Raw genomic sequence first — 9,503 nt, 5'->3', positions numbered from 1 at the left:
GCCGGATCATGTGGCGGAGCTCCGCTGTCGATCGTCCGTCAGTACATCGAGCAGCAAAAACGTCCGTCGTAACCTGCGGGTCAGAGCAGCCCTGAGATCGGATTCCCTCCCCGCCTGAAGGCGGGGAATCCCTCCGAAGAGAGGGATGGGCTTATCCCAATCTGTGGGACGTCGGGACGCGGCTCGCCGAGATGGACGCCGACGGCGTTGAGGCGCGGGTCATGTCGCCGACACCGGTTCTTCTCGTGCGACTGGGACCCCAAGGAGTCGTCGGCGATCGCGCGGATCTTCAACGACCTGGGCTTTGGAGATCGTCGTCTCCGGTGCGGCTCACCTTGCCCGCACCAACCGGTCCGCACCCGCTGGGCACACTCTCGTTGCGCCAGGTAGACCGCACGCGCGCGATCCCTGGCAGGATTCCCGACCGGCTCGGGAACTCATGATCCAGCTCTTGTACCCGGCACGCCCCCCATGAGCACCCGCCCGTGCCGTGGATGTCGCCAGGCCGCCGCCCGTCGAAGCCTGGCATGCCCAGCGCCTGAACGGCCTTCTCGGCCTGCCCGCACATCACTTGCGGCCGAACCGGGTTCCCGGTGACCACGGCGATGCTGCGGGAGGCCTCCGGCAGCAGCTCAAGCGTCGGCTCCGAGGAGACCGCGATCCTGGTAGCCGAACCGGTCAGCTTGCGGTTGGCCAGACCCAGGCGCACCGTCTGCTCGTGCAGCACCAACGGCCGCCGGCACATCCGGGCCGCCAGACCGGCAGGAACGGCCACATAACCGCCGGTCGCCAGGACGACGTCCGGACCGAAGTCCGAGATCACCTTTCGGGCCTGGACAACCCCCAGCGGACTTGACTTTGCAGCTGTTCGCACCGGACATCGCCTTGTCGGTGGCGGCGTCGTATCCGCTCGGCCCGGTCAGGGGCCAGTTCCGGTAGTCGGCGGCCCACTGGCCCCTGACGAAGCGCACGGTGACCTTGTCCCCCCGCCGCACGGAGACTCCGGCCACCGGCTGCCAGCTGTTCGCCGCCTGGACGACCTGGCTGACGGTCGTCGTCCTCGGGCCGTCCTTGGGCGGCAGGGTCCCGGTGAGGAAGAGACCGCCCACGACGCCTGCCGCGAGCAGGGCAGTACCCGCGAGTGCCCACACCAGCCGCTTCGGACCCGCCGAGCGGGACGCCTGCTGGGGAGTGGGCTTGAGCGATGTGGTGTGCAGGACCGTCGGCACTGTCTCCCCGGCCGGTACGAGCCGCTGCTGGCCGCTGGTCACGGTGTCCGCGTCGGCCAGCGCAGTCGTCGGCCGCGCTACCCGCACGGTCGCCGACGGTAGCGGCCCCGCGTCCGCCTCCGCCGCCGCGACCCGCTGCAGGGCGGAACGAGAACCTGCTGCCGAGGGGCGCTCGTCCGGGGACTTGCGCAGCAGCGCTTCGATCACGGGTCGCAGCGGGCCCAGCCGATCCGACAGAGCGGGTTCCTCGTAGGCCACCGCGTGCAGCGTCGCCGGGCGCGCGGGCCGACGGAAAGGAGACTGACCACCACAGACCGTGGCGAGGGTCGCGCCCAGTGACCACAGGTCGGAGGCCGGGCCGACCTCCGCTCCCATCACCCGCTCCGGCGCCATGTACTCAAGGGAGCCGACCGGTTCCCCGGTGGTCGTCAGGAACTCGCCGTCGTCCAGCGCCCGCGATACCGAAGTCGGTGAGGACGGCGCTGCCGTCGCGACGCAGCAGGACGTTGGCGGGCTTGACGTCGCGATGCAGCGCACCGGCGGCGTGCACGGCCGCCAGCGCGTCGAGCAGCTGTAGCCCGAGTGCTGCGGCGTGTTGCGGTGCGAGCGGTCCGGACTTGGCGATGTGATGCGCCAGCGATGGCCCGTCGACGAGTTCCATGACGATCCACAACCGGGCCTCGCCCTCGATGAGGTCATGGATGCCGACCACGTGCGGGTGCCACCCGGGCGATCGCACGCGCCTCACGGATTGCGCGGCGGATCCGGACGGGGTGCTCCTCGTCGCCGTACGGAAGGACATGCAGTTCCTTCGCGGCGACCGGGCGGTCCAGTAGTTGGTCAACTTGTACCGGACCGGCCACGTCAGCGTGCAGGTCCCGGCCGCCGGAAGGCGCGGTCGCAGGGCGGGTAAAACCGTCAAACCTGCCGCAGCAATGTAGGCGGGAATCCCGTTCCCGAGCGCAAGCGAAGGGAGGGGAGAGCTTCAACTGGTGAGGCCGATGCGGGCGCAGGCCGTCCGGAGGCCGCCGCAGATCTGGTCGATCGTGTACACGTGGTCCTTGACCAGGGTCTGCTCGATGTTGTCCTTCGTCACCGCGCGCGGGGTGAGCAGGGCCGTCGGAATGTTGCGGGTGGTGGGACTGTCCGTGGTTGTCGGGGCGACGGTGCGCAGATCGTGGCCGCGGCCCAGCTCGACGGCCAGCTCGGCGGCCTCGGCCGCTTCCGTGCGGAACGGCTTGTAGACCGTCATGTACTGCTCGCCCTTGACGATTCGGCGTACGGCGTCGAGGTCGGCGTCCTGGCCGGTGACCGGCGGGAGAGCCGTGACGCCGGCGCTTTTGAGTGCGGCGATGGCGCCCGCGGCCATGGCGTCGTTGGCCGACAGGACGCCGTCGATCCCGTTCGGGCCGAGCGCGGCGATGGCGGCGGACATATGGGCGTGGGCGTTCTCCGTGCTCCATCCCTGGGTGTCGTAGGCCTTGCCGATGCGCACCTTGCCCGCGAGGACGGAGAGCGCGCCCTGGCGGTACCAGGCCGCGTTGGGGCTGGTCGGGTCTCCGTTGAGCAGCACGATCTGCCGGGCCTTGGCCGTGCGCATGGCGTGGAGGAGTGCCTCGCCCTGGAGTCTGCCGACCTCGCCGCCGTCGAAGCTGACGAAACCGGAGATCGGGCCTTCCGCGAGCCGGTCGTAGGCGACGACCGGTACGCCCGCGGCGCGGGCCTCACGGACCGAGGAACGCACGGCTTTGGTGTCCGCGGCATCGAGGATCAGGACCTTGACCCCCTTGGTGATCATGGAGTCGATCTGTGCTCGCTGCCGGGCCACGTCGTCGGCGGCGTTGGCGTACTCCAGGGTGCAGTGCGGGCACAGCTCCTTCACCCGCTGCTCGATCAGTGGTTTGTCGGAGTGCTCCCAGCGGGGCAGCGACCGGCTCGGCAGCAGCAGGCCCACGGTGAAGCCGTTCGCGCCCGCCTTGCCGTCGCCCTCGTCCCCGCAGGCCGCCTGGGACAGCGTCAGGAGTACGGCGAGGAGCGCCGCGAGGAGGTGCACTCTGCGGAAGGTCACGGCCGGCCCCCTCAAAGCGTTCCGGTCTCGGCGACCCCGGGATCCGGCTCGTGCGGTACGACGATCTCGCTCCACACCTGCTTGCCGCCCGCCACCGGCGTCGTGCCGAAGGACTCCGACATCGCCTCGACCAGCATCAGGCCCCGGCCGCCGGTGGCCTCCCAGTCCGCGATCACCGGCTTGGCGGGCGCCCGCGGCGAGGAGTCGCTGACGGCGACCCGGACCCGGTCCCCGCGCAGGACCATATCGAGGCGGACCGGGCCCTGGGTGTACACCAGAGCGTTGGTGACCAGTTCGGAGACGACCAGCAGCACCGCGTCGGCCACCTCCTCGGCCTGCCATCTGCGGAGGGTGCGCGCCGTGAAGCGGCGGGCGTGCATGACGGCGTCGGGCAGCCGCCACACCACCCAACCGGCCCGGGTGGGGCGGGTCCCCATGCCGTCGTAGCGCAACAGCAGCAGCGCCACGTCGTCCTCGCGGCGGCCGACGTCGCCGAGCAGCTCGTCGGCCATGCGGCCGAGGTCCGCCGGATTGGCCGCGGCGAGTGCGCCCCGGGTGAGGGCCATGCCCTCGTCCACGGGCAGGCCGACGGCCTCGACCAAGCCGTCGGTGACCAGGGCCAGCACGGTGCCGGGCGACAGCGCGACCGCGGTCATGGGGAACTCCGCGTCCTCGAGGATGCCGAGCGGGAGTCCGCCCTCCACCTCGATCTCCTCGGTGCTGCCGTCGGGGAGCCGCACCAGCGGTGCGAGGTGCCCGGCCCGTACGAACAGGGTGTTGCCCTCCTCCATGTCCAGTTCGGCATAGCAGCAGGTGGCGAAGAGATCGGTCTCCATGCCGACGAGGAGGCGGTTGGCGTGGCTGACGACCACGTCGGGCGGGTGCCCCTCCACCGCGTAGGCCCGGACCGCCGTGCGCATCTGCCCCATGATCGTCGCGGCTCCGGCGCTGTGTCCCTGTACGTCCCCGATGACCAGCGCCACCCGGTCCTCGGACAGGGCGATGACGTCGTACCAGTCGCCGCCCACCTGCAGGCCCCGCCGGGCGGGCAGATAACGGGCAACGGCCAGTCCGCCGGGCAGTTCGGGCAGGCGGCGGGGCAGCAGGCTGCGCTGGAGCATGGTGGCGAGCTGCTGCTCGGCGTCGTGCTCGTGGGCCCTCTTGAGGGCCTGTCCGGCCAGGGCCGCGGTGGCGGTCAGCAGTGACCGCTCGTCGGGCTCGAACTCGTGCGGCTCGTCCCAGCCGGCCAGGCACACCCCGGCCACCTGTCCCCTGGCCGGCAGGGGCAGTACGGCCAGACCTCCGGTACCGATGCCCTCGAGGCCAGGTTCGAAGGCGGTGCCGGCGGGCCACAGGTCCATCCGCCCGTCCTGCAGGGCCAGTTGCAGGGTGGGCAGGGCGCCCAAGGGCGCGTCGGGCCACTCCGTGCGCCACTCGTCGCGCCAGGCCTTGGGCCAGGCCTCGGGCTGCGGCGGGTCCAGCACGGTCACCATGAGCCGCTCGCCCTGCAGTTCGGCCAGCGCCACCCGGTCGGCGCCCAGCGGCTCGCGCAGCGCGGCGGCCACGACGCGGCTGACGTCGCGGACCGTCTCGGCGTCGTCCAGGGCGGCCGTGAGCCACTGGATCCTGGAGACCTCGTCCGTGCTGCGGCGCAGCACCGAGGTGGCCGTCACCACGCCCAGCACCAGCTCAGGCCGGTCCTCGGTGGCCTCCACCACCCGGCAGCTCAGGCTCAGCCAGCGCATCTCGCCGGTGGGACCACGGACGCGGAACTCCAGCTCACGCCGGCCGAACGTCTGGGTGGCCGGCTCCAGGACCGACACCAGGGCGTGCATGTCCTCTGGAAGAGCGTGCGCGAGCAGGGTGTCCGCCTTGCCGTCGAAGTCGTCCGGGGTGATGCCGACGAGGTCGAGGAGGGTCCGGTCCGCCTCGATCCGGCCGGTGTCCGGCAGCAGCACGAAGGAGCCGACGCGCAGACTGCGCAGGGCGGTGTCCAGCAGCGCCCACGGCTCGGGCCGGCCGACGGCGGAGGGCAGCAGGTGGGCGACCGCGTCGGCGTACCGCTCGATGAAGTGCCGTTGTTCGGGGGTGAAGCCGTCCGGGCCGGTCCCCACCACGACGAGGCAGCCGAGCCGCCCGCCCTCGCTCCTGAGGGGCAGTGCGCCGAGCGACGCGTCCGCTCGCGGCGTGGGCCCGCCCTCGGGGTAGGCGGCCAGTGCGGCCGGAGCCAGCCACAGCGGCCGGTCGGCGCGCAGGGCGTGATCCGCCGGTGAGCCTCCGGGCAGGGGCAGATGCTCGGGCAGCCGGTAGTCGGAGGCGGCCCACCGGGCCGTCTCGGCCAGCCGTAGCTCCCGCTTGTCGGCGCCGCCGGGAACGTACACCGCGGCCAGGGCCACCCCGGCGAAGGCCAGGACCCGCTCTCCCGCCGCCCGCGGGACCGGAGGCGGCGCGCCGGTGTCCGCGGTGTCGGCCCCGGATACACCCGGTCCGGACGCTGCGGCCCGGATGGCGCCGTCATGAGGCATGTCCGCAACCTACTTCCCGTCCGTAGCACAGACGCGACTGAGATCGGGCCCCCACACCAGAATTGCATATACGGGCAAACCCACAGAGTCGCCGATCGCCCCGCCCGGTGCCACACTGGCGACATGGTCGTCTCGCCGCGTCCACGCGGCACGTTCCTGGCGGACCTCTAGCGTCGGCGCCCGGCCGTACCCGTGGAATGGGAGGAGGCCGGGTATCGCCATGCTCGCCGACATCGCCACCGGTACCGGGCCGGCCGGGCGCGGGCCCCGCACCGCCAGGGCGGCCGTTTGTGCCGACGTGGCCGCCCGGGCCAAACGGGCTCGTACCGCAGGGCGTCGGTCGTCGTGCGTACGGGCCGACCGGACCGCGCACGAATCCGGGTCGCCGCTCTGGACGCGCTCCTTCGCCCCACGCGCACGACGCCGGCGAAGGAGGTCTTTCGGTTGAGGGCCGGCATACGGCACGTGGTGCTGACGTTGGGCGTGATCCCGATGGCCGTGGCTCTCGCCGCCTGCGGGTCCGGTGGCGGCGACCCCGACGGCCAGAGCGCGCCGCGGATCGGTCTGCTGCTGCCGGACGCCACCACGGCCCGCTGGGAGGCACAGGACAGGCCCCTGCTGGAGAAGAAGATCAGACAGCTGTGCGCCGACTGCATGGTCGAGCACGCCAACGCCAAGAACGATGTGGCGATCCAGCAGGAGCAGATGGACTCGATGATCACCAAGGGGGTCGACGCCATCGTGCTCGTGGCCGTGGACGCCCGATCCCTGGCCAACGAGGTCAGGGACGCGGCCCAGGCGGACATCCCGGTCATCGCCTACGACCGCCTCGCTGAGGGCCCTATCTCCGGCTTCGTCTCCTTCGACGGCCAGGAGGTCGGCAGACTCCAGGGCCGGGCCCTGCTGAGGGCGATGCGTGACGACAACGCGGGCAAGCGGCAGATCGTCATGATGAACGGCGATCCGAGCGACCCCAACGCGGCACAGTTCAAAAAGGGTGCCCTGTCCGTGCTCGCGGGCCGGGTGAAGATCGGCAAGGACTACGACACGCCGCAGTGGCGGCCGGAGACCGCGAACATGAACATGTCCGGCGCACTCTCCGCCCTCGGGGTCGCCAACATCCACGGGGTGTACGCCGCCAACGACGGGCTGGCCGCCGGGAGCATCTCCGCGCTCAAGGCGAACAAGGTCGACCCGCTGCCCCCGGTCACCGGGCAGGACGCCGAACTCGGGGCTGTGCAGCGCATCGTCGGCGGCGAGCAGTACATGACCGTGTACAAGCCCTTCGGCCCCGAGGCGTCGGCCGGGGCCACCATGGCCGTGACCGCGGCCCATGGTGCCGCCCTCGACCGGGTCGCCAAGGACACCGTGCGACCGACCGGCGGCAAACAGGTTCCGGCCGTCATGCTCACACCCGTCTCGGTGACCGTCGGCAACATCAAGGACACGCTGGTGAAGGACGGCGTCTACACCGTCGGGCAGATCTGTGTGCCCCGGCTGGCGAGCGCCTGCAGCAAGGCCGGACTGACCTGACAAGCCCCGGGAAGGAGATGATGTCCGTGTCGGCTCCCCCCTTGCTTGCGCTGCGCGGGGTGTGCAAGCGCTTCGGTGTCGTCGAGGTCCTGCAGGACGTCGAGCTGGAGATCAAGGCCGGGCAGGTGGTCGCCCTGCTCGGCGACAACGGGGCCGGCAAGTCCACCCTCGTCAAGGTGATCTCCGGCGTGGCCCCCGCGGACCGGGGCGTCATCGAGTGGGAGGGCCGGCCGGTCCACATCAGACGCCCGCACGACGCCCGGGACCTCGGCATCGCCACCGTCTACCAGGACCTCGCGCTGTGCGGGAACCTCGATGTCGTCGGCAATCTGTTCCTCGGCCGGGAGATCCGCAGATTCGGGTTCCTCAACGAGATGGAGATGGAGAGCCGTACCCTCGAACTGCTCAAACGCCTGACCAGGACCGTCCCCGATCTGCGCGCCCCGGTGGTGTCGCTCTCCAGCGGCCAGCGGCAGACGGTCGCCATCGCCCGCTCGCTGCTCGGCGAGCCCCGGGTGCTGCTGCTGGACGAACCGACCGCGGCGCTGGGATTCGAGCAGACCACCGAGGTCCTGGACCTCGTCGACGCGCTGCGCGACCGCGGTACAGGCGTGCTTCTGATCAGCCACAACATGGGGGACGTGAAGGCGCTGGCGGACCGGGCCGCGGTGCTGCGGCTCGGCCGCAACAACGGCTTCTTCAACGTCAACACCGCCTCCCAGGAACAGATCATCTCGTCCATCACGGGCGCCACGGAGAACATGCCGCGTCGGCCGCCCGCGCACGAGGCGGGATGGTGAGCCGGATGCGCCGTATGGCGGACAACCAGCCGGCGGAGTCCGCCGCACCCCCCGCCACGACGCGGCGGCCGCGGCTGCGCCATGCCCTCGCCCACGCCGCGAAGGGCGGCGTGGCCTCCTTCCGGAGCAGGCTGCGGGCCGGGGAGACGGGCTCGCTCCCCGTGGTCCTGGTACTCGCCACGGTGTGGATCATCTTCCAGTCCCTCAACACGAACTTCCTCTCGCCGCGGAACCTGTCCAACCTCAGCGTGGACATCGTGGGCACGGGGCTGATCGCGGTTGGCATCGTCTTCGTGCTGCTGATCGGTGAACTCGACCTGTCGGTCGGCTCGATCAGCGGCCTCGCGGCGGCCGTCTTCGCGGTGCTGAACGTGAACAACGGTGTGCCCGAATGGCTGGCCCTGATCCTCGCGGTGCTCACCGGCACGGCGGCGGGAGCCGTTCAGGGCTTCTCCAGCGCCAAGACCCGGGTGCCGGTGTTCGTCGTCTCGCTCGCGGGGCTGCTCACCTGGAACGGGCTGATGCTCTACATCCTCGGCACCAGCGGCACGATCAACCTCGCCGAGAATGGCTTCCTCGCCGATCTGACCAGCTACTACTTCACCAACGACGCCGTCGCCTACAGCTTGGCGGCGCTCGCGGCGGGCTCGGTCTTCCTGGTGTCGTACCTGGACCTGCGCCGCCGCACAGCGGCGAACATGCCGCACCGCTCGCTGAGCGAGATCGCCCTACGCACGGCGGCGCTCGCGGTGGTCGCGTTCGCCTCGGCGTATCTGCTCAACCGGTTCCAGGGGCTGCCGCTGGCCCTGCTGATCTTCCTCGCGGTGGTGGCGGGGCTCGACATCCTGCTGCGCCGCACACACTACGGACGGCAGGTGTACGCCCTCGGCGGCGGCGTCGAGGCGGCCCGGCGCGCCAGCCTCAACGTGACCGGGGTCCAGACGGCGGTGCTCGCGGTGTCGGGCACCATGGCCGCGGTCGGCGGCCTGTTCCTGGCCTCGCGTATCACTTCGGTGAGCCAGAGCTCGGGCTCCGGCGTGCTGCTCCTCAACGCCATCGCGGCGGCCGTCATCGGCGGCACGAGCCTGTTCGGCGGGCGCGGTACGACCTGGTCCGCGGTGCTCGGGATGCTGGTCATCCAGTCCATCGCCTCGGGCATGGCGATCACGGACACCCCCACCGCGATCCAGTTCGTCATCACGGGCGGCGTCCTGTTCGCCGCCGTACTCATCGACGCCCTGGCACGACGCTCACAGGAGGCACACGGACGCGCCTGACGGCCGACAAGGACTTCCAAGAACAGCTCCTGCTGCCTGGGCAGTACACCTAGAACAGGACCTCCCCGATG

General features: G+C 71.2%; 6 protein-coding genes and 2 pseudogenes. 3 read left to right on the top strand and 5 right to left on the bottom strand.

All coding sequences use genetic code 11. The features are described 5' to 3' along the window. Positions 1 to 478: 478 nt before the first annotated feature. The 5 genes and pseudogenes from GRC12_RS37305 to GRC12_RS37290 all read right to left on the bottom strand — a co-directional run. Positions 479 to 850, bottom strand: a pseudogene (locus tag GRC12_RS37305) (UDP-N-acetylglucosamine--N-acetylmuramyl-(pentapeptide) pyrophosphoryl-undecaprenol N-acetylglucosamine transferase); the annotation flags it as partial. A 595-nt stretch (positions 851 to 1,445) separates the two neighbouring features. Further along, positions 1,446 to 1,604 (bottom strand): annotated as a pseudogene (locus tag GRC12_RS46575) (hypothetical protein); the annotation flags it as partial. 22 nt (positions 1,605 to 1,626) lie between these two features. Further along, positions 1,627 to 2,031 carry a protein kinase domain-containing protein gene (locus GRC12_RS46045; protein ID WP_244374356.1) on the bottom strand — a complete coding sequence of 135 codons (405 nt, stop codon included), beginning with the start codon at positions 2,029 to 2,031 and terminating at the stop codon, positions 1,627 to 1,629. A 183-nt stretch (positions 2,032 to 2,214) separates the two neighbouring features. Beyond that, positions 2,215 to 3,297, bottom strand: a complete 1,083-nt coding sequence (locus GRC12_RS37295) for a sugar ABC transporter substrate-binding protein (RefSeq protein ID WP_208784598.1) — start codon at positions 3,295 to 3,297, stop codon at positions 2,215 to 2,217. 11 nt (positions 3,298 to 3,308) lie between these two features. After that, the gene (locus GRC12_RS37290) at positions 3,309 to 5,822 is read right to left on the bottom strand and encodes a SpoIIE family protein phosphatase (RefSeq protein ID WP_208784595.1); all 2,514 of its coding nucleotides are present in this window, start codon (positions 5,820 to 5,822) and stop codon (positions 3,309 to 3,311) included. A 444-nt stretch (positions 5,823 to 6,266) separates the two neighbouring features. Between GRC12_RS37290 and GRC12_RS37285 the strand changes: the two genes are divergently transcribed. From GRC12_RS37285 to GRC12_RS37275, 3 genes are read left to right on the top strand one after another with little or no spacing between them, the layout of a single operon-like run. Beyond that, positions 6,267 to 7,355: a sugar ABC transporter substrate-binding protein gene (locus GRC12_RS37285; RefSeq protein WP_439959929.1), complete on the top strand. Its 1,089-nt coding sequence runs from the start codon at positions 6,267 to 6,269 to the stop codon at positions 7,353 to 7,355. A gap of 17 nt (positions 7,356 to 7,372) precedes the next feature. After that, positions 7,373 to 8,155: an ATP-binding cassette domain-containing protein gene (locus GRC12_RS37280; RefSeq protein ID WP_208784593.1), complete on the top strand. Its 783-nt coding sequence runs from the start codon at positions 7,373 to 7,375 to the stop codon at positions 8,153 to 8,155. 5 nt (positions 8,156 to 8,160) lie between these two features. Then, positions 8,161 to 9,432, top strand: a complete 1,272-nt coding sequence (locus GRC12_RS37275) for a sugar ABC transporter permease (RefSeq protein ID WP_208784591.1) — start codon at positions 8,161 to 8,163, stop codon at positions 9,430 to 9,432. The last annotated feature ends 71 nt before the right edge of the window (positions 9,433 to 9,503 follow it).

The sequence above is a fragment of the Streptomyces griseorubiginosus genome, assembly GCF_017614965.1.
Taxonomy (GTDB): Bacteria; Actinomycetota; Actinomycetes; order Streptomycetales; family Streptomycetaceae; genus Streptomyces; species Streptomyces griseorubiginosus_B.
Note: the sequence above shows the minus strand (reverse complement) of the source record. Positions and strands in the feature narration are given on the sequence as shown.